Genomic DNA, 17,761 nt, shown 5'->3' on the forward strand with positions numbered 1-17,761 from the left:
ATTTCAAGCTTAAAATATCAAGCCTGAAGGATTTGGCCGGAACGGCGCAAGAGGGGGCTCTGCCCCCGTCCTTGCCACGGCAAGGACTCCCCCGGGATATTTGGACAAACTGGAAAGGGATCAGGGGTTTTGTGCCGCGCGCAAGGTGTCGCGCGGCGACAGGCCATAGCGGGCGCGGTAGAGTTCCGAGAACCGGCCGAAATGGGTGAAGCCCCATTTCAGCGCCACTCCGGTGACGGTGGTGCCCGGCGCCGCGCCGCGCAGGTCCTGATGCGCACGCTCCAGCCGGGCATCGCGCCAGAAGCCGAGCGGGGTGGTGTCGCGATGCTGGCGGAACGCCAGTTGCAGGGCGCGCGCGCTGATCCCGGCGGCGCGGGCCACATCCTCCAGCGTGACCGGCTGGTCCAGATGCGATTCGATAAAGCCCTCGGCCAGCCGCAGATGGCGCGGGCGCGGCGCGGCGCGGTGACGCAGGATCAGCGCGCGGTGGTCGTGGTCCGCCGCCTCAAGGAGGCCGGAGAGCAGGGTCGATTCGATCTGCCGCGCCATCAGCCCGGGGCCAAGCGGCGGGGTTCCGGCATCCGCCTCGGCCACCAGCCACAGGACCAGCCGCCGCAGCGCGGCCCCGGGGCCGGTGGTCAGGTCCAGCCCGCCGCGGAAGGTGAGCGCGCGGTCCGACGGCGCGCCAAGCGCCTCGGCCAGATGGTCCTGCATCGCCCGGCGGCCGATCTGCACCAGCACCTGCCGGGTGCCTTCGTGCCAGTCCATCGCCGTCGGCAGATGCGGGTTCAGCAGCGCCGCCCGGTCGGGCGTGGAAAGATAGCTTTCCGCCCCGTTTCGGATCGCCGCGCCGCCCGAGAGCGGGATCTGCAGCAGATAGAACCCGTCCAGTTCCCCCGGCACGATCCGCGTCCGCGCGCCGTATTCGATGTAGTTCAGGCTGAGCCTTTGCCCCGGCAGGTGGTGGTGCCGCGCGCTGAACCCATCGCCGCGGATGTCCAGAAGATGGGGGCAGAACACGCGCGCCACCTGCTCCCGCGCCTCATCAAGGTCGGTGGAGTGGAACAGGCGGTGCGCCTGCAAGGGCAGCGGCTGGATCATCGCGGCTCCTGTCCTGACCGGCAAAGCGTAACACGCGATGCGTCTTTGCGGCCCCGGGGGCGGCGGATTTTTTCGTTTTCCGGATAGTGGCCGCGCGGGGCGGATAGCGGTTGCCAGGGCTTGCGTCACAATTCCTTCAAACTTCAACAAAAACAGGGAGCCGGCGATGAAAGGGATCGCAGGGAAGGTGGCCATCGTTCCGGGGGGCGCCACCAAGATCGGCCGTGCCGTGGTGCAGGCTTTTGTCGAGGCGGGCGCGAAGGTGATGGTCGCGGACATTGCCGATCCGGGCGAATTGCCGCCCGGCGCAGCCTTTACCCGCACTGATGTGACGGATGATTCGCAGATTGCCGCGCTGGTGGCGGGCACGGTCGCGGCCTTCGGGCGGATCGACTTTCTGGTCAATGTCGCCTGCACCTATCTGGACAATGGCGCGGCCTCGACCCGGGCGGAATGGCTGGCGGCGCTGGATGTGAACATCGTGGGCTCTGTCATGCTGATGCAAGCCGCGCTGCCGGAATTGGAGAAGAACCGCGGCGCGATCGTGAACTTCGGCTCGATCTCGGCCCGGGTGGCCCAGACCGGGCGCTGGCTTTATCCGGTGTCGAAGGCGGCGATCCTGCAATTGACCCGCAATCAGGCGATGGATCTGGCGCCCAAGGGCATCCGGGTGAACGCCGTCTCGCCCGGCTGGACATGGTCCAACATCATGGATCAGCTGACCGGCGGCAACCGCGACAAGACCGATGCCGTGGCCGCACCCTTCCACCTTTTGGGCCGCGTGGGTCATCCCGAAGAGGTGGCGGCGGCGGTGCTGTTCCTGTTTTCGGACGAGGCCAGCTTCATCACCGGCACCGACATACGGGTGGATGGCGGCTATACCGCCATGGGCCCGGAACAGGCGGTTCCCGCGATCCCGAAGCTGATGGGATAACCATAAAACAGGGAGTTGGAGATGAGAAAGATCACCATTGTCGGCGGCGGGCAATCCGGGCTTCAGGTGGCTTTGGGCTTGCTGCAAAAGGGCTACAAGGTGCGCGTGGTGCAGAACCGCACGGCAGAAGAGGTGGCCGCGGGCCGCGTCCTGTCCAGCCAGTGCATGTTCGCCAATGCCGTGCAGCATGAGCGCGATCTGGGCATCGACTTCTGGTCGGACAGCTGTCCGCCGGTCGAGGGGATTTCCTTCAGCGTGCCGCATCCGGAACTGCCCGGGCAGAAGGCCATCGACTGGGTGGGTCGGCTGGACCGCAACGCCTATTCGGTGGATCAGCGGGTGAAGATCCCGCGCTGGCTGGCTGAATTCGAGGCGGCGGGCGGAGATCTGGTCATCGCCGATGCCGGTGTGGCCGAGCTGGAGGCCTATGCGGGCGAGGATGATCTGGTCCTCGTCGCCTCGGGCAAGGGCGAGATCGGGCGGATGTTCGAACGCGACGCCGCGAAATCCCCGTTCGACCGGCCACAGCGGGCGCTGGCGCTGACCTATGTCACCGGCATGACCCCGCGGCCCGAACATTCGGCGGTCAGTTTCAACCTGATCCCCGGCGTGGGCGAATATTTCGTCTTCCCGGCGCTGACCACCACCGGCCCCTGTGAAATCATGGTGATGGAGGGTGTGCCGGGCGGCCCGATGGATTGCTGGGCCGAGGTTAAGACGCCCGAGGAGCATCTGGCCAAGTCGAAATGGATCGTGGACACCTTCCTGCCGTGGGAGGCGGAGCGCTGCCGCGACATCGCCCTGACCGATGACAACGGCATTCTGGCCGGGCGCTTTGCGCCCACGGTGCGGCAGCCGGTGGCGACGCTGCCGTCGGGGCGCAAGGTGCTGGGTCTGGCCGATGCGGTCTGTCTGAACGATCCGATCACGGGGCAGGGGTCCAACAACGCGGCCAAGGCGGCGGCGATCTATCTGCGGCGCATTCTGGCGCAGGAGGACCGGCCCTTCGACGGGGTATGGATGCAGGGCACTTTCGATGCCTATTGGGACTATGCGCAATGGGTGGTGCGCTGGACCAATATGATGCTGATGCCGCCGCCGTCCTTCGTGCTGGAGATCATGGGCAGCGCGCAGGCCTTCCCGGCATTGGCGCAGCGGATTGCCAACGGCTTTGACGATCCGCGCGATTTCTTCCCGTGGTTCGCCGATCCGGCGGAGGCCGGGGCCTATCTGGGCCAGCTTCGGGCTGCATGATGGGCGCGCCGGTCGACGTGCAGCAGTTCCGGGCCGCCATGGCCCGGTTTCCCGGTGCGGTGACGATCATCACCGCCCGCGACGGCGACGAACGGCGGGGCATCACCGCCACCGCGGTGTGTTCGGTCAGCGCCGATCCGCCCAGCCTGCTGGTCTGTGTGAACCGCGGCACCGGCACCTGTGCGGCCATCGACACCAGCGGGCGTTTCGCCGTGAACCTGCTGGCCGATCCGCTGGCGCCGCTTGCGCTGCGCTTTGCGGGCATCGGCGGCACCACGGGCGAGGATAAATTCGCCGCGGGCGACTGGACCGCGGATGACACCGGCCTGCCGCTGTTGTCCGGTGCGCTGGCCGCGATTTCCTGCGATGTGGCAGAGGCGATGACCGCGGGCAGCCACCGCATCTTCATCGGCCATATCCGGCAGATCCGGCAGGCCGAGGGCGCGCCGCTGGTCTATGAACGCGCGCGGTTCCACCGGCTGACGGCGCTCTGATCCCCGCGCCCCCCTCCTTCTTTTGGGAGGGGGCCATCAAAGCCGCCTCAGCCCCGGTGCGTGGCCGCCACTCGTGCCACCTCTTCATAAATCCCGGTCAGGATGTTCAGCGTCCGTGCCGCCTCGGCCAGACGGTCGGCAAAGCCCGGCAGGTTTTCCACCGCGGCAATCAGCAGGCGGCGGCGGACATCGCCGTAATCCTCACACACGCGGCGGCCCTCGGCGGTCACCTCATAGGTCACGCCCGCGCGCCCCGATCCGCGCCGCACCACCAGCCCGGCGGCAATCAGCTTGCGCAGGGAATACTGGATGTTCGGCACATCGTCGCGGTTCGTCATCCGCGCCAGATCGCGTAAGGATTTCGGCCGGTCGTTCATGCGGATGATGTGCAGCATCGCATTTTCCGGCCCCGTCGCCCGGTGGTCCGAGACCGAGGCGAGGCATTCCGACTGCCAGCGCCCGAATCCCTCGAACGTGCGCATCAGCGCGAATTCCAGTTCGGTCGTGTCCACCTCCAGCGCGGTCTGCGCCAGATGCCAGCGCAGGTTCAGCCCCCGCGGCGCGTCAGCCCCCTGATTTTCCGATGTCTTTTCCGTCATGCCAACCTGCCTTTGCCCGCCCATGGTGCCGCGGGGCAGGGCATTGACGCAATGCGAATTTACGATAGAATTTCAAACATAAAATATCACTAAAACTCCAACAGGGACTTCCGCAATGGCTCAACACCCGATGCTCTCGGGCGAACGGTTTCGCCTTGGCACGTTTTCGACCAACTGCTCCTCGGGCATGACACCCACCAAGATCGCCGAGAGGTGGGAGGCCAGCTGGGACAACAACCTGACGCTGGCCCGCATGCTGGATGCCGCCGGGATCGACTTCATGCTGCCCATCGCGCGCTGGATCGGTTACGGCGGCGAGACGGATTTCCACGGCGGCGTGCTGGAGACGATGACATGGGCCGCGGGGCTTCTGGCTTCGACGCAGAACATCTCGGTCTTCGCCACCATCCACACCGCGGCGAACCATCCGGTGGTGGTCGCCAAGCAGATTGCCACCATCGACCGGATCGGCCACGGGCGCGCGGGGCTGAACATCGTCGCGGGGTGGAACAAGCCGGAATATCAGGCGCTTGGCCTGACGTTGCCGGATGATCACGAAACCCGTTACGCCTATGCGCAGGAATGGTTCGACCTGATCCGGAAGATCTGGGCCTCGGACAGCAGGTTCGACTGGGACGGCACCTATTTCCGAGGCATCCGCGGGCTGAAGGGCGATCCGGCGCCGGTGCGCGGGTCGGTCCCGATCTTCAACGCGGCCGGGTCGGGGCAGGGCCGCGCCTTTGCCACCGACAATGCCGATTTCCTGTTCACCCCCGCCATCGACCTGGAGCGGTCGAAGACCGAGATCGTCGAACTGAAGGCGCAGGCCGCGGCCAAGGGGCGCGATATCGGCGTGCTGACCTTCAGCCATGTGATCTGCCGCCCGACGGAGAAGGAGGCGCAGGAGTTCCTGCATTACACCGCGGTCGAAAATGCCGATACCGAGGCAGTGGACAATCTGGTGAACCTGCAATTCGCCCATGCTCACAGCTTTCCGCATGACCTTCTGGCGCAGATCAAACACCTGTTTGCCATGGGCCATGGTGGCTTTCCGCTGGTCGGCACACCCGATCAGGTGGCGGCGGGAATCATCCGCCTGCATGAGACGGGCTTTGCCGGGACGACGCTGTCCTTCGTCGACTACATCCGCGAATTCCCCTATTTCGCCGAGGAAGTCCTGCCGCGCCTGGAAAAGGCCGGTCTCCGCTGAAAAGCACAAAGCCGCCGCGGTGTTGCGCGGCGGCTTTGGTTTTGCTGCAGGCGGCTCAGCCCGCGGGGCCGGTGGTTTCGCATTCCACGCCGCGGGCGCGGATGCGGCGGCAGGCCAGCGCGGCCTGATCTTCGGACAGGCCCAGGAAGGTGGCGCGGTATTTGCCGCTGCGTTCCGTCACCTTGCGCAGCCCGCCGTCCAGCGTTGCGCTTTCCGACAGGCCGGTTTTCAGAAGCGCACGCTCCGCCTCTCCGCGTGAGGAATAGCCGCCAACATTGACGCCCCACTGCGCCCCGCCCGAGGTGGATTTCGACACCACGACCAGCGTCTCGCCCGCGGGTTCCGGCACGACCTCGGCCATTTCCACGGTGTCGAAGATCGGTGCCTTGCGGGTGGCCGGGGCCAGCACGGATTCGGGCATCGGCGCATTGGCATCGGCGGCGACGGTTTCGATGGCGGTGACGTCGGGCATGCTCTCGGGCATCGGGGCGGGTTCAGCCATGGCCAAGGCCACAGGCTTTTCTGCGGGGACCTCGACCGGCACGGCCTTGGCCACCGGGGCGACGGTCTCCTGCACCGGCTCTGCCACTGCAACCTCGACCGGGGCAGGAACTGGGGCAGGGGCAGCGACCAGACCTGCGGGCCGCGCCACCGGGCGCACAGCGGCCAGTGCGGCATCCACCGCGGGCACGGCGGCGGCCTCCGGAGCCGCTTCGGCCAAAGCGACGGCCTGCGCCTCCAGCGAATTCGGTGCGGGAGCCACGGCCGGGGCGGCGCCCGCAGCCAGCGCGGCGGCCTGCGCTTCCAGCGAGCCGGGTGCAGGGGCCGCTTCAGCTGCTGCGGCCACAACGATTTCCTCTTCCGGCTCTTCGGTGGATTCGCCCGCGGCCATCGCCACGGCCTGCGCCTCCAGCGTGCCTTCGGGCGGCGGCGCGGCATTGGCCTCGGCCAAAGCGTCGGCCACGCCCGAGGCGATGGCCAGTGCCACCGGATCATGCGCAGGTTCGGCCGCGGGGGCGGCACCGGGCCGCGCCTTCGGCCGGATCGAGCGGATCACCTCGCCCGAAACCCGGATCGTCTTGCCCGCGCCACCTTCGGCGCCCGGCACGTCGATGCCGGTCACAGCCTCTTCCACCGCATCGGCGATCAGCAGGTCATTGGTCACCGGCGCGGGTTCGGGCTTGGCCACCTTCTTGCCGTTCTTCGCCAGATCGAATCCCATATCCATCAGCTCGCGCATTTTGGCATTGCGCGCGGGCGTCGAGGCGCCGCCGAAGATCGTGGCGATGATCCGCTTGTCTCCCCGCTTGGCCGAGGCGGTCAGGTTGAACCCCGCGGCCACCGTATAGCCGGTCTTGATCCCGTCGGCGCCTTCGTAGGCGTCCAGAAAACGTGTGTTGGTGTTGTTCACCTGCGCGATGCCCGCATCCGCGGTGCGGCGCGAGAAGATGTTGTAATATTGCGGGAAATCATAGAACAGGTGCCGCCCCAGCACGGTCATGTCCCGCGCGCTGGACAGGTGGCCTTCGGCGGTCAGCCCGTTCGCATTGCGGAAGGTGGTGTTGCCCATCCCGAGGGCGCGGGCGGTCTTGGTCATGCGCTTGGCAAAGGCGGCTTCGGTCCCGCCGATGGCCTCGCCGATGGCGGTGGCGGCATCATTGGCGGATTTGATCGCGGCGGCGCGGATCAGATAGCGCAGCTTGATCTTCTGCCCCGGCTTCAGCCCAAGGCGCGAGGGCGGCTGAGCCGCGGCATGTTTCGACACCGTCACCACGGTATCCAGCGACATGCGGCCCGATTCGATTTCCTGAAACGCGATATACAGCGTCATCATCTTGGTCAGAGAAGCCGGGTGCAGCCGCGCATTGGCGTTCTTTTCCCACAGCGTCTCGCCCGTGCGGGCATCCATGACTATCGCCGCGAAGGGCGCGGCCTGGGCGGGCGCAGCCGCAAAGACTGCGATCAAAGCCACGAACAGGGTGACTGTGCGGATGAACCGCCCGAGAAGTGAGGCCACTGTCCCGATCCTTATGCCTGTTTTCGGGTCCCTTTTTCGGAACCTCGTTTCTGCCGAGAAAAAGGCTAGCACAGGGGATCAGAGCCGAAAACGCGGAAATTCCAAGGGCTTTGCCTGATTTCTTCCTGTTGTGGCACCCATGCTGCACCCTGCGATTCGGCTTTGGAACATCTTGGGAGGAACCCTTGGCCCGGCGCTATCTATGGGGTTACGGCCAACCGGCGGACAAGCGCCGGCAGCCCGCCCAGGTCCGGAAGGTTGACATATCTGGGGTGGTCTGCCGGCTCGTCCGCGGCCTCCAGGTCCCAGGTCAGGCCATGGGGCACATAGACGCCATATCCACCAGCCTCGATCGCGGGAATCACATCGGACTTCAGCGAGTTTCCCGCCATCAGCGATTCTGCCGCCCCCGTGCCGTGGCGGGCAAAAACCTGACGGTAGGTGGCGGGGGTCTTGTCCGACACGATCTCGACCGCGTCGAAGAAATCGCCAAGGCCGGACTGGGCCAGCTTCCGCTCCTGATGCAGAAGGTCACCCTTGGTGATCAGGACCAGCCGGAAATCATCGGCCAGCGCCTCCACCGCCTCGCGCGCATGGGGCAGGATCTCGACCGGGTGGTCCAGCATCGCCCGCCCCGCGCCAAGGATTTCCGAGATGACGGTGGCGGGCACACGGCCTTCGGTCACCTCGATGGCGGTTTCGATCATCGACAGAGTAAAGCCTTTGACGCCAAAGCCATAGGCGCCGATGTTGCGACGCTCGGCGGCCAGAAGCCGCTCATGCAGGCGGTGCGGGTCGGCGTGGTCGCGCAGAAGATCGGCGAACCGCTCCTGCGTCAGGCGGAAATAGGCCTCGTTCTGCCACAGCGTATCGTCGGCATCAAAGCCGATGGTGGTGATCATTCTGCCCTCCGCAAACCGCCTTTTGTGCCCGTGATGCCGCGCATGAGGCGCTTCTTCAATCCCCGCCCCTTTTCGTTAGGGGAAAAGAAGCTATATTCCCGTCATCATTCCGCAACTTTCGAATCCCGCAGGACGGAGCTTCTCTTGCCGCATCTGCCCCACATGCTTTCGGACAAGACCGGGGCCCCGGGCCAGGATACGTCGCTGCTGGCCAAGCCGAAGCCCAAGACGCAGCGCCCGCCGATGTACAAGGTGCTGCTGCTGAACGACGATTACACGCCGATGGAATTCGTGGTTCATATATTGGAGCGGTTCTTCGGTCTGAACCATGCGCAGGCCTTCGACATCATGCTGACCGTGCACAAGCGCGGGCTGGCGGTGGTCGGCGTCTTCTCGTTCGAGGTGGCGGAGACGAAGGTGGCGCAGGTGATGGATTTTGCCCGCCGTCATCAGCACCCGCTGCAATGCACGATGGAAAAGGAATAGGCGCCTCGGCGCCCGCCCATGCGTTCCGCCCGTATCGACCTTGCGCTGGACAGCGGCGCGCTGATCCTGCCGCCCGCTGGCCGCATCGCGGTCTGGCGCCCGGTCGCGGGGGATGACCTGTCCGCCCTGCCGCAGGACCGGGTGACGGTGCTGACCGGCTTTCGCCCCGATCATGACCATTTCCGCGCCCGCGGCTTTGCGACCGATCCCGCGCCGCCCTATGCCGCGGGGATCGTTTGCCTGCCCCGCGCGCGTGACCATGCCCGCGCGCTGCTGGCGCAGGCGGCGGCGCAGGTCGCCCCCGGCGGGCCGGTGGCGGTGGATGGGCAGAAGACCGACGGCATCGATTCCGTTCTGAAGGAACTGCGCGCCCGGGTGCCCTTGTCCGAGGCTTTGTCCAAGGCCCATGGCAAGATTGCCGTCTTTCCTGCCGGTCCCGGTCTGGAAGACTGGGCCGCGACCGACCGGCAGGTCGAGGGTTTCACCACCCGTCCCGGCGTGTTCTCGGCTGACGGGCCGGACCGCGGGTCGATGCTCTTGGCCGCCGCGCTGCCGCCGAAGCTGGGGCCGAAGGTCGTCGATCTGGGCGCGGGCTGGGGCTATCTCTCCCGCGCCGTGCTGGCGCGGCAGGGCGTCAAGCGGCTGGATCTGGTCGAGGCCGAGGCCGAGGCGCTGGATTGCGCGCGGCTGAACATCGCGGATGACCGGGCGCGGTTCCACTGGGCCGATGCCACCACCTTCCGGCCCGAGTCGCTGGTGGAAACCGTGGTGATGAACCCGCCCTTCCACACCGGCCGCGCGGCGGACCCGGCGCTTGGGGCCGCGTTCATTGCCGCGGCACGCCGGATGATGGCGCCGGATGGTGTGCTGTGGCTGGTTGCGAACCGCCATCTGCCCTATGATGCCCCCCTGACCGAGCATTTTCTGGATGTCGAACCCATCGGCGGCGATCCGGCCTTCCGGCTGATCCGCGCGGCGAAACCCCGCCGGCCCGCCCGCTAGCCCCTGCTGAGGCCCCATGTCCTTTTCCGTCTCCGGCAAATCCGCCATCGTCACCGGCGCGGCCAATGGTCTTGGTCTTGCCATCGCCCGCCACCTCTTGGACCGTGGCGCCAGCGTCATGTTCGCCGACATCGACGAGGCGAAGCTGGAGGCCGAGATTGGCGAAGAGGCCCGTGGTGAAGGGGCCGCGCGGCTGTTCGCGGGTGATCTGACCCAGAAGCTGACCATCGCCAATCTGATCTCGGCCACCTTCGATGCCTTCGACCGGGTGGATATTCTGGTGAACGCCAGCCGCCGCTGCCACATGTCCGAGGTGCTGAACCCGGACACCGATCTGGTGGAGGCGATGTGGCAGCAGAATGTCATGACCGCGCTCCGCCTCAGCCAGATGGTGGCGAAACGGATGATCCAGACGGCCGAGAAATCGGGGCTGGAGAAGGGCACGCCGATCTGTTCGATCATCAACCTGTCTTCGGTCGCGGCGGTGCGGGTGCAGCCGCAGCTTCTGGGCTATTCCATGGCCTCCGCCGCGGTGGAGCAGATGACCCGGACACTGGCCGTGGCGCTGGCGCCTCAGGGAATCAGGGTCAATGCCGTGTCCATCGGCAGCGTGATGAGTGCCAGCTTGCACAGCGCCCTGAAAGAAACCCCGGATCTGCGCGAAAAGATTGAGGCAGGCACCCCGCTGGGCCGCATCGCCGCCCCCGATGAGCTGGCCGAGACGATCCAGTATCTCGCCTCGGATGCCTCGGCCTTCGTCACCGGGCAGGTGCTGGCGGTGGATGGCGGGCGGGGCCTCCTCGACGCGGTGGCCGCCCCCGCCTTCTGAGACTTGGCCCGCGCCGCCCGCGGTGGTAGCACCCGCAGGACGGAGGGCCGGGCATGGACGATTTCACCGAAAAGAAGGCGCAGGCCGCGCAATGGTTCCGCAGCTTGCGCGACAGCATCGTCGCGGCGTTTGAGACGCTGGAGGACCGCGGCCCCGGCACCGCCCCGCCCGGCCGGTTCGAGGTGACGCCCACCACCCGCGCCAATGATGGCGGCGGCGGGCTGATGAGCGTGATGCGCCACGGCCGCGTGTTCGAGAAAGTCGGCGTCAACTGGTCCGAGGTGCATGGCACCCTTGCCCCGAAGGCGCAGAAGGCCATGGCCGCCCGCGGCGTGCCCGGCATGGACAAAGATCCACGCTTCTGGGCCAGCGGGATCAGCCTTGTCGCCCATATGCAGAACCCTCATACCCCCGCCGTCCATATGAACACCCGGATGTTCTGGACCCCCGGCGCATGGTGGTTCGGCGGCGGGTCCGACCTGAACCCCTGCCTAGAATATGCAGAGGACACCGCGCATTTCCACGCGCAGATGCAGGCTGCCTGCGATGCGCATGACCCGGATTACTACCCCCGGTTCAAGGCCTGGGCGGATGAGTATTTCTTTGTCCCGCACCGGGGGCGCGCCCGCGGCGTGGGGGGCATCTTCTATGACGATCTGAACACCGGCGACTGGCTGGCCGATTTCGCCTTCACCCGCGCTGTGGGGCAGGCCTTCCTGCCCGCCTTCCTGCCGGTGACCGAACGCCGCCTTGCCACCCCTTGGTCCGAGGCCGACCGTGACGCGCAGCTGATCCACCGCGGGCTTTATGCCGAATACAACCTCGTCTACGACCGCGGCACCAAATTCGGGCTGGAAACAGGCCACGACGCCAATGCCGTTCTGATGAGCCTGCCGCCGCTGGCCAAATGGCCCTGAGCCGCTGATCTTCGGCCGCCCCGGGCCAAGACGCTTGGCAGGGGGCGGTAAAAGTCTTATGCGGCCCCTGACCCCGGAGGCCCCCATGAAGCAGCAGACCCTGACCATGCAAGACGCCCAGAATACCGCAAAGATGCTGTCCGAAGCGCTGCCCTATCTGCAGCGCTATGAAGATGCCGTGGTGGTGGTGAAATTCGGCGGCAACGCCATGGGCGATGACGGCGCCATGGCCGAATTCGCCCGCGACATCGTGCTGATGAAACAGGTGGGCGTGCATCCGGTGGTGGTCCATGGTGGCGGCCCGATGATCAATGAGATGCTGCAGAAACTGGGCATCAAATCGGAATTCGTCCGCGGTAAAAGGGTCACCGACAAGGCCACCGTCGAAGTGGTCGAGATGATCCTGTCCGGCCTTGTGAACAAGCGCATCGTGCAGGCGATCATGGATGCGGGCGGTCGCGCCGTGGGCATCTCGGGCAAGGATGACGATCTGATGGTCTGCGAGGCCGACGATCCCGAGCTGGGCTATGTCGGCCGCCCGATCGAGATGAATGTGCAGGTGCTGCGCGACCTCTACAACGCGGGGATCATCCCGGTCGTGGCCCCGGTCGCCACGGGGATGAAGGACAATGAGACGTTCAACGTCAACGGCGATACCGCCGCCGGCGCCATCGCGGGCGCGCTGAGGGCGGACCGGCTGCTCCTTCTGACCGATGTGCCGGGGGTGAAGGATGCCTCGGGTCAGGTCATGACGCAGCTGTCGCCGGAAGACATCCGCCGGATGACCGACGAAGGCGTGATCTCGGGCGGGATGATCCCCAAGACCGACACCGCGCTGAAGGCGATCGAGGAAGGCGTCCGCGCCGTCACCATCCTCGATGGCCGCATCCCGAATGCCGCGCTGCTGGAATTGTTCACCGACCATGGTGCCGGATCGCAGATCCGCTCGACCGAACCGCGGGTGAAACCGCGCGTGAAACGCTGACAGCGGGTCGCTTGCGGCTGCGCGCGGCGCCTCCGGCGGGGATATTTGGACCAGTATGAAAGACCTTTGCGCTTTCATACTGGCATAAGTATCCCGGGGGAGCGCGGAACGCGCGGGGGCAGCGCCCCCTCTGACGGCGGGGGCAAGGATGACGCTTCAGGACCTGAACACCCGTCTGGCCCCGCATTTCCTGTCGGTTCTGGGCGGGTTCCATCACGACCCCGGTGAGGCGGGTCTGCCCAAGGGCACGGCCACGCTGCTCCTGCTGGGTCCGGCCGAGCCGGGCTATTGGCCGCATCTTCAGACCCAGCCGGAATGGGGCGGGCCTGATCCGGTGGACCGCTGGTCGCGCCGGGTGATCGGGCGGCTGGCCTGCGATCTGGGGGCCAAGGCGCTGTTTCCCTTTGGCGGACCGCCCTATCACCCGTTCTACCGCTGGGCCCTGCGCACGGGGCGGGTCTGGGACAGTCCGGTGCGGCTTCTGGTGCATCCGGATCAGGGGCTGATGGTCAGCTTCCGCGGGGCGCTGGCCCTGCGCGAAAGGCTGGACCTGCCGCCTGCGCCGCCACGCCCCTGCGACAGCTGTGCCGCCCCTTGCCTGACCGCCTGTCCCGCCGGCGCGCTGAACGGGGCAGGGTATGACGTGCCTGCCTGCCATGCCTTTCTGGACACAGAACCGGGCTGCCCTTGCATGACCGGCGGTTGCCTCGTGCGCCGCGCTTGCCCGCTGTCACAGGCTTATGCAAGGATGCCAGAACATTCCGCTTATCATATGAGCCAGTTTCACCGATGAAGCGCCTGATCCTGACCCGGCACGCCAAATCCAGCTGGGATGATCCGATGACCCCGGATCACGACAGGCCCCTGAACGACCGCGGCAAGGCTGCCGCCGCCGATCTGGGGCAATGGCTGGCCAGCCGGGGCCATATCCCGCAAGAGGTTCTGTGCTCGGATTCCCTGCGCACGCGCAAGACCTTCTCGGGCATCGCCCCCGCGCTGCCCGCGACCCCGGTGCTGGAGCTGAAGCCGGTTCTTTATCACGCGGGCCCCGATGTGATGATGGCCGTTCTGCAGAAGGCGCAGGCGGATGTGGTCATGATGATCGGCCACAATCCGGGCATTGCGGAATTCGCGCATCGTCTGGTGGCGAAGACGCCGATCACGCCGGAATTCCGCAAATACCCGACCGGCGCCACGCTGGTGGTGGATTTCGATGCCGAAAGCTGGAGCGAGATCCGCTTCGGGCAGGGGATCACCGTCGATTTCGTCGTCCCGCGCGAGATTGCCGCCTGATCAGGCCCCCAATCGCTCGAACAGGCGGCCATAGGCCGTCTGACCCAGCCGGAACGCCTCCAGCCGGAAGAATTCATCCGGGGCATGCAGGTTTTCGTCCCCGTGGCTGAAGCCGAACATCACGGCATGGACCCCCAGCGTTTCCAGAAGCGTGGTCATCACCGGGATCGACCCGCCCACCCGGGTGCGATAGGGCGCGCGGCCGTATATCTCCTCCAGCACCTGGCTGGCCACCGCGGTGGCATTATGGCCCGAGGGCACAAGGAACGGGTCTGCCCGACCCGGATTGCGCAGGACTTCGGCCGTGACACCGGGCGGGCAATGCTTTTCGACATGGGCGCGAATCGCGTCAAAGACCCTCTCGGGTGACTGGGCGGCGACAAGGCGGCAGGTGATCTTGGCGCTGGCCACGGCGGGCAGGACCGTCTTGGTGCCAGCGCCCTGCCAGCCCGAGGTCAGGCCGTTGATGTCCAGCGTGGGGCGGGCGAAGATGCGTTCCTTTGTGGAATAGCCCGGCTCGCCCCAGATGGCGGGGGCGCCGGTGTCGCGCAAAAGCTCTTCATCCGGGAAGGGCACCCGGTCGATGGCGGCGCGCACCTCTTCCGACAGCGGGATCACATCGTCATAGAATCCTTCGACGGTGATCAGACCTTCCGGGTTGCGGAGCCCGGCAAGGATCTGCGCCAGGGCCAGCGCAGGATTGGCGATGCCGCCGCCGACCATGCCGGAATGCTGGTCGCCGCGCGGCCCCTGCACCCGGATTTCCAGTGAGACAAGGCCCTTCAGCGCCTCGACAATCTGCGGCTGGCCCGGCGCCCATTGCAGCCCGTCGGCGGAAAAGATCATGTCGGCCTGCAGCCTGTCCGCATGCGCCGCCACGAAGGGCGGCAGATCGGGAGAGCCGATTTCTTCCTGTCCTTCGAAGAAAAATCTCACATTGACCGGCAGCCGGCCTTGGGTCCGCACCATCGCCTCGAAGGCCAGAACGGGGATCAGCATGCCGCCCTTGTCGTCCGAGGCACCGCGGCCCCAGACCTTGCCGTCGCGGATTTCCGGCTGAAACGGCGGTGTGGTCCAAAGGTCGAAGGGTTCGGCCGGCTGCACGTCGAAATGGCCGTAGATCAGCAGCGTCGGCTTGTCCGCGCCCGCATGCAGCCAGTCGGCGCAGACGACCGGATGTCCGGCCGTGGGCAGAACCTCCGCATGTTCGGCCCCGGCGGCGGTCAGGCGGGCGGCGACCCATGCGGCGGCGCGCTGCACATCGGGAATATTCTCCGGCTTGGCCGAGACCGAGGGGATGCGGACGAAGTCCAGCAGTTCGTCAACGAACCGCGGCTGGTTCTGGTCCAGATAGGTTTCCCAATTCATCGCAACCTCCTGTCACTGCCCCGCCAGACTGGCCAAAGCGGAAGGGCAGGGCTTGCCCCCGGGCGACGCCGGAAGGGCGGGAATGGAAAAGGCGCCCCTCTCGGGGCGCCTTGTGATAAGCGGACAGCCTTAGTGGCCGAGAATCTGGCTGAGGAACAGCTTGGTCCGTTCGCTTTTCGGATTGTTGAAGAACTCTTTTGGTTCGTTCTGTTCGACGATCTGACCCTGGTCCATGAACACGACCCGGTTCGCCACCGCCTGGGCAAAGCCCATTTCGTGGGTGACGCAAAGCATGGTCATGCCCTCTTCGGCCAGTTCGATCATGGTATCAAGGACTTCCTTGATCATCTCGGGGTCAAGGGCCGAGGTCGGCTCATCGAACAGCATGATCCGCGGCCGCATGCAAAGGCTGCGGGCGATGGCCACCCGCTGCTGCTGCCCGCCGGACAGCTGGCCCGGGTATTTATGCGCCTGCTCGGGGATCTTGACCTTGCGCAGGAAATGCATCGCCGTCTCTTCCGCCTCTTTCTTCGGGATCTTGCGGACCCAGATCGGGGCGAGGGTGCAGTTCTCCAGAATGGTCAGATGCGGGAACAGGTTGAAGTGCTGGAACACCATCCCGACCTCGGACCGGACCTTGTCGATATTCTTCAGGTCACTGGTCAGTTCGGTGCCGTCCACGATGATATGGCCGGACTGGTGTTCCTCCAGCCGGTTGATGCAGCGGATCATCGTCGATTTGCCCGAGCCCGAGGGCCCGGCAATGACGATCCGTTCGCCCCGCATCACCGTCATGTTGATGTCGCGCAGGACGTGGAACTGCCCGTACCACTTGTTCATATTGCGCAGTTCGATCGCGATTTCGTCCGAGACCTGCATCTTCGTTTGTGCTTCAGCCATGTTGCGGCCCCCTTAGCGATGATCGGTCTTCAGCTTGCGTTCCAGATACATTGAGTATCGGGACATGCCGAAGCAGATGAGGAAGAAGATCGTGCCGACAAAAATGTAGGGCTCCCAGTAGATGCCCTTCCAGTTGATGTCGGCGCGGACGGCCATGGTGACACCGCGCAGCGGGTCCAGCAGACCCACAAAGGAGACCAGCGTGGTGTCCTTGAAGAGCCCGATGAAGGTGCTGACGATGCCCGGGATCGAGATTTTCAGCGCCTGCGGCATGATGATCAGCCGCTGCGCCTGCCAATAGTCCAGACCCAGCGAATCCGCCGCCTCATACTGGCCACGGGGCAGGGCGGCCAGACCGCCGCGGATGACCTCGGCCAGATAGGCGGCCGAGAACAGCGAGGCGAGGATGATCACACGCAGGATCAGGTCAAAGTTGGTCTGCGGCGGCAGGAAGTATTGCAGCAGCAGCGAGGCGGTGAACAGCAGCGTGATCAGCGGCACGCCACGGATGAACTCGATAAACCCGACCGACAGCCATTTGATCAGCGGCATGTCCGAGCGGCGGCCAAGCGCCAGCATGATGCCAAGGGGCAGCGAGGCCGAAATCGCGGTGACGCCGATCACGAAGGCCAGAAGGAAGCCGCCGAACTGGTCGGAGTTTACCGATACCAGCCCGATGTTCAGGACCGAGGTCAGCGCCGCGGTCACATAGCCTTGCAAGAGCAACCAGTAGACCGCAGCCGCCAGAAGGCCAAGCGCGGTGGCCATGACCACGCCAAGACGCGTCTTCAAGAGGCTGTAGACCCCGGTCAGCAGGGCAAAGCCCAGAAGCGTGGCCAAAGGTTTCCAGACCGGCCCGCCCCAGAGAAGGAAGAATCCGGCAAAGGGGAACAGCAGCGTGACGAGGATCAGCTGCGACGGCATGAACCATGCCAGCGCGAACAGCGCCAGCATCAGCAGGGCCGATCCGAGCAACGGGCCCATGGGCACCGACAGCAGGAGAAGGGCCAGCACCGTCAGCACACCCGCGGCCGCGACCAGCACCGCGCCCTTCCGCTCTTTCCAGAACAGCACCGGCGCCATGGCCACGAACATCAGCCCGAAGGTCAGCACCGGCCGCCAGTAAAGCGCGGGCGGATAGAAGCCGAACAGATACTGGTGCCAGCGGGCACGGATCACCGCCCAGCAGGCACCGCTTGCGCCACCTTCGGCAGCGATGATCTGGCGGCATTCCGACAGGCTGTTGGCGTTCCAGACCGAATGGAACCACCAGGGAAAGGCGGTCCAGACCAGCCAGACCACGAACAGCAGGCCCAGTATGGTCAGCACAGTGTTCAGTGGCCCGGAGAACAGGTTCTCGCGCAGCCATTTCGCGGCACCACGTTCGCCCAGAGGTGGCGGTTCGGGCAACAGCATGTCGGTGCGGACATAGGGCTCCATCGACTTTTCAATCGCAGCACTACGGGCCAT

At 65.9% G+C, this 17,761-nt stretch carries 18 protein-coding genes; 11 read left to right on the top strand and 7 right to left on the bottom strand.

The genetic code is table 11. The features are described from left to right. Positions 1-120 precede the first annotated feature (120 nt). Positions 121-1,101, bottom strand: a complete 981-nt coding sequence (locus ACO2Q5_RS10755; RefSeq protein ID WP_423290797.1) for an AraC family transcriptional regulator — start codon at positions 1,099-1,101, stop codon at positions 121-123. A gap of 166 nt (positions 1,102-1,267) precedes the next feature. Between ACO2Q5_RS10755 and ACO2Q5_RS10760 the strand changes: the two genes are divergently transcribed. From ACO2Q5_RS10760 to ACO2Q5_RS10770, 3 genes are read left to right on the top strand one after another with little or no spacing between them, the layout of a single operon-like run. Continuing rightward, the gene (locus ACO2Q5_RS10760) at positions 1,268-2,035 is read left to right on the top strand and encodes an SDR family oxidoreductase (protein WP_423290799.1); all 768 of its coding nucleotides are present in this window, start codon (positions 1,268-1,270) and stop codon (positions 2,033-2,035) included. A gap of 21 nt (positions 2,036-2,056) precedes the next feature. Further along, positions 2,057-3,289: a styrene monooxygenase/indole monooxygenase family protein gene (locus tag ACO2Q5_RS10765; protein WP_423290801.1), complete on the top strand. Its 1,233-nt coding sequence runs from the start codon at positions 2,057-2,059 to the stop codon at positions 3,287-3,289. After that, positions 3,289-3,783 (top strand): flavin reductase family protein, encoded by a 495-nt coding sequence (locus ACO2Q5_RS10770; protein WP_423290803.1) that lies wholly within the window; start codon positions 3,289-3,291, stop codon positions 3,781-3,783. Before ACO2Q5_RS10765 ends, ACO2Q5_RS10770 begins: the two co-directional genes overlap by 1 nt. A 47-nt stretch (positions 3,784-3,830) precedes the next feature. On the opposite strand, the gene ACO2Q5_RS10775 is transcribed toward ACO2Q5_RS10770, so the two are convergent. Next, a complete protein-coding gene (locus tag ACO2Q5_RS10775; RefSeq protein ID WP_423290805.1) occupies positions 3,831-4,382 on the bottom strand; it encodes a winged helix DNA-binding protein in 552 nt (183 codons plus the stop codon). A 115-nt stretch (positions 4,383-4,497) separates the two neighbouring features. Here ACO2Q5_RS10775 and ACO2Q5_RS10780 point away from each other — a divergent pair, with 115 nt between their 5' ends. After that, entirely contained in the window at positions 4,498-5,592 is a 1,095-nt protein-coding gene (locus ACO2Q5_RS10780; RefSeq protein WP_423290808.1) for an LLM class flavin-dependent oxidoreductase, read from the top strand. Between the two features lie 55 nt (positions 5,593-5,647). On the opposite strand, the gene ACO2Q5_RS10785 is transcribed toward ACO2Q5_RS10780, so the two are convergent. After that, positions 5,648-7,609 carry a D-alanyl-D-alanine carboxypeptidase family protein gene (locus ACO2Q5_RS10785; RefSeq protein ID WP_423290811.1) on the bottom strand — a complete coding sequence of 654 codons (1,962 nt, stop codon included), beginning with the start codon at positions 7,607-7,609 and terminating at the stop codon, positions 5,648-5,650. Between the two features lie 200 nt (positions 7,610-7,809). Beyond that, on the bottom strand, positions 7,810-8,511 hold the full coding sequence (locus tag ACO2Q5_RS10790; RefSeq protein ID WP_423290814.1) for an HAD family hydrolase: 702 nt from the start codon (positions 8,509-8,511) through the stop codon (positions 7,810-7,812). Positions 8,512-8,673: 162 nt separating this feature from the next. Between ACO2Q5_RS10790 and clpS the strand changes: the two genes are divergently transcribed. The 7 genes from clpS to ACO2Q5_RS10825 all read left to right on the top strand — a co-directional run bounded on the left by clpS (position 8,674) and on the right by ACO2Q5_RS10825 (position 14,023). Beyond that, on the top strand, positions 8,674-8,997 hold the full coding sequence (gene clpS / locus ACO2Q5_RS10795) for an ATP-dependent Clp protease adapter ClpS (protein ID WP_423291105.1): 324 nt from the start codon (positions 8,674-8,676) through the stop codon (positions 8,995-8,997). Between the two features lie 18 nt (positions 8,998-9,015). Then, a complete protein-coding gene (locus ACO2Q5_RS10800; protein ID WP_423290817.1) occupies positions 9,016-9,999 on the top strand; it encodes a class I SAM-dependent methyltransferase in 984 nt (327 codons plus the stop codon). Between the two features lie 16 nt (positions 10,000-10,015). Further along, the gene (locus ACO2Q5_RS10805; RefSeq protein WP_423290820.1) at positions 10,016-10,828 is read left to right on the top strand and encodes an SDR family NAD(P)-dependent oxidoreductase; all 813 of its coding nucleotides are present in this window, start codon (positions 10,016-10,018) and stop codon (positions 10,826-10,828) included. Between the two features lie 53 nt (positions 10,829-10,881). Continuing rightward, positions 10,882-11,745, top strand: coding sequence for an oxygen-dependent coproporphyrinogen oxidase (hemF, locus tag ACO2Q5_RS10810; protein ID WP_423290823.1), 864 nt, complete (start codon positions 10,882-10,884; stop codon positions 11,743-11,745). Between the two features lie 106 nt (positions 11,746-11,851). Beyond that, on the top strand, positions 11,852-12,730 hold the full coding sequence (argB, locus tag ACO2Q5_RS10815) for an acetylglutamate kinase (RefSeq protein WP_423291107.1): 879 nt from the start codon (positions 11,852-11,854) through the stop codon (positions 12,728-12,730). 148 nt (positions 12,731-12,878) lie between these two features. Next, on the top strand, positions 12,879-13,523 hold the full coding sequence (locus ACO2Q5_RS10820) for a ferredoxin (protein WP_423290826.1): 645 nt from the start codon (positions 12,879-12,881) through the stop codon (positions 13,521-13,523). Then, positions 13,520-14,023, top strand: a complete 504-nt coding sequence (locus tag ACO2Q5_RS10825; protein ID WP_423290828.1) for a SixA phosphatase family protein — start codon at positions 13,520-13,522, stop codon at positions 14,021-14,023. The genes ACO2Q5_RS10820 and ACO2Q5_RS10825 overlap by 4 nt, the downstream gene beginning before the upstream one ends. On the opposite strand, the gene ACO2Q5_RS10830 is transcribed toward ACO2Q5_RS10825, so the two are convergent. From ACO2Q5_RS10830 to ACO2Q5_RS10840, 3 genes are all read right to left on the bottom strand, one after another. Continuing rightward, positions 14,024-15,391, bottom strand: a complete 1,368-nt coding sequence (locus ACO2Q5_RS10830; protein WP_423290830.1) for a dipeptidase — start codon at positions 15,389-15,391, stop codon at positions 14,024-14,026. 129 nt (positions 15,392-15,520) lie between these two features. Then, on the bottom strand, positions 15,521-16,291 hold the full coding sequence (locus ACO2Q5_RS10835; protein ID WP_423290832.1) for an amino acid ABC transporter ATP-binding protein: 771 nt from the start codon (positions 16,289-16,291) through the stop codon (positions 15,521-15,523). A 12-nt stretch (positions 16,292-16,303) separates the two neighbouring features. Next, positions 16,304-17,761 (bottom strand): amino acid ABC transporter permease, encoded by a 1,458-nt coding sequence (locus ACO2Q5_RS10840; RefSeq protein WP_423290834.1) that lies wholly within the window; start codon positions 17,759-17,761, stop codon positions 16,304-16,306.

It is taken from the genome of Neotabrizicola sp. VNH66, from assembly GCF_049445895.1.
Lineage (GTDB): Bacteria > Pseudomonadota > Alphaproteobacteria > Rhodobacterales > Rhodobacteraceae > Pseudogemmobacter.

Bases quoted from the DNA above. Each gene is read 5' to 3' on its own strand.
- ACO2Q5_RS10755 (WP_423290797.1), bottom strand. From the start codon at position 1,101: ATGATCCAGCCGCTGCCCTTGCAGGCGCACCGCCTGTTCCACTCCACC.
- ACO2Q5_RS10760 (WP_423290799.1), top strand. From the start codon at position 1,268: ATGAAAGGGATCGCAGGGAAGGTGGCCATCGTTCCGGGGGGCGCCACC.
- ACO2Q5_RS10765 (WP_423290801.1), top strand. From the start codon at position 2,057: ATGAGAAAGATCACCATTGTCGGCGGCGGGCAATCCGGGCTTCAGGTG.
- ACO2Q5_RS10770 (WP_423290803.1), top strand. From the start codon at position 3,289: ATGGGCGCGCCGGTCGACGTGCAGCAGTTCCGGGCCGCCATGGCCCGG.
- ACO2Q5_RS10775 (WP_423290805.1), bottom strand. From the start codon at position 4,382: ATGACGGAAAAGACATCGGAAAATCAGGGGGCTGACGCGCCGCGGGGG.
- ACO2Q5_RS10780 (WP_423290808.1), top strand. From the start codon at position 4,498: ATGGCTCAACACCCGATGCTCTCGGGCGAACGGTTTCGCCTTGGCACG.
- ACO2Q5_RS10790 (WP_423290814.1), bottom strand. From the start codon at position 8,511: ATGATCACCACCATCGGCTTTGATGCCGACGATACGCTGTGGCAGAAC.
- clpS (WP_423291105.1), top strand. From the start codon at position 8,674: ATGCTTTCGGACAAGACCGGGGCCCCGGGCCAGGATACGTCGCTGCTG.
- ACO2Q5_RS10800 (WP_423290817.1), top strand. From the start codon at position 9,016: ATGCGTTCCGCCCGTATCGACCTTGCGCTGGACAGCGGCGCGCTGATC.
- ACO2Q5_RS10805 (WP_423290820.1), top strand. From the start codon at position 10,016: ATGTCCTTTTCCGTCTCCGGCAAATCCGCCATCGTCACCGGCGCGGCC.
- hemF (WP_423290823.1), top strand. From the start codon at position 10,882: ATGGACGATTTCACCGAAAAGAAGGCGCAGGCCGCGCAATGGTTCCGC.
- argB (WP_423291107.1), top strand. From the start codon at position 11,852: ATGCAAGACGCCCAGAATACCGCAAAGATGCTGTCCGAAGCGCTGCCC.
- ACO2Q5_RS10820 (WP_423290826.1), top strand. From the start codon at position 12,879: ATGACGCTTCAGGACCTGAACACCCGTCTGGCCCCGCATTTCCTGTCG.
- ACO2Q5_RS10825 (WP_423290828.1), top strand. From the start codon at position 13,520: ATGAAGCGCCTGATCCTGACCCGGCACGCCAAATCCAGCTGGGATGAT.
- ACO2Q5_RS10830 (WP_423290830.1), bottom strand. From the start codon at position 15,391: ATGAATTGGGAAACCTATCTGGACCAGAACCAGCCGCGGTTCGTTGAC.
- ACO2Q5_RS10835 (WP_423290832.1), bottom strand. From the start codon at position 16,291: ATGGCTGAAGCACAAACGAAGATGCAGGTCTCGGACGAAATCGCGATC.
- ACO2Q5_RS10840 (WP_423290834.1), bottom strand. From the start codon at position 17,761: ATGGCCCGTAGTGCTGCGATTGAAAAGTCGATGGAGCCCTATGTCCGC.